The organism is Blastomonas sp. CCH1-A6, from assembly GCF_001556365.1.
Lineage (GTDB): Bacteria > Pseudomonadota > Alphaproteobacteria > Sphingomonadales > Sphingomonadaceae > Blastomonas > Blastomonas ursincola.
In genome coordinates, this window is record NZ_LSIS01000531.1 from 1 (window position 1) to 289 (window position 289).

Annotated in this window: 1 protein-coding gene; it reads right to left on the reverse strand. The window is 73.7% G+C overall.

Translation table 11 applies throughout. The features are described from left to right. Positions 1–71 precede the first annotated feature (71 nt). Positions 72–289, reverse strand: a 218-nt coding sequence (locus AX735_RS22830) for a TrbG/VirB9 family P-type conjugative transfer protein (protein WP_202189651.1), incomplete at its 5' end; no start/stop codon positions are given.

Here is a 289-nt window from a genome sequence, read left to right on the forward strand (position 1 = left end):
GAAGGCTTGCGGATCGGGGCGCGGCGCTTGCGGTGCGGCCGCCTCGGGCGGGGAAGTGTCGGCGGGATCGGTCACGGCCGCCCCCTGCGGCGCGGTTCCGCGCCGTCCCGCACGATACGGACGCGCTGCTCGCTGCGCCGGTCGCCCAGGCGCAGCTCGGCGGCGGCGAACAAGCGATCGACCACCATATAGCGGCCCTGCACGCGGTAATTGACCAGTTCGGCGTCGCCGGCTGCGCCGGTCACGAACAGCGGCGGCATCTCGCCCTGCGAGATCCCGGCCGGAAACT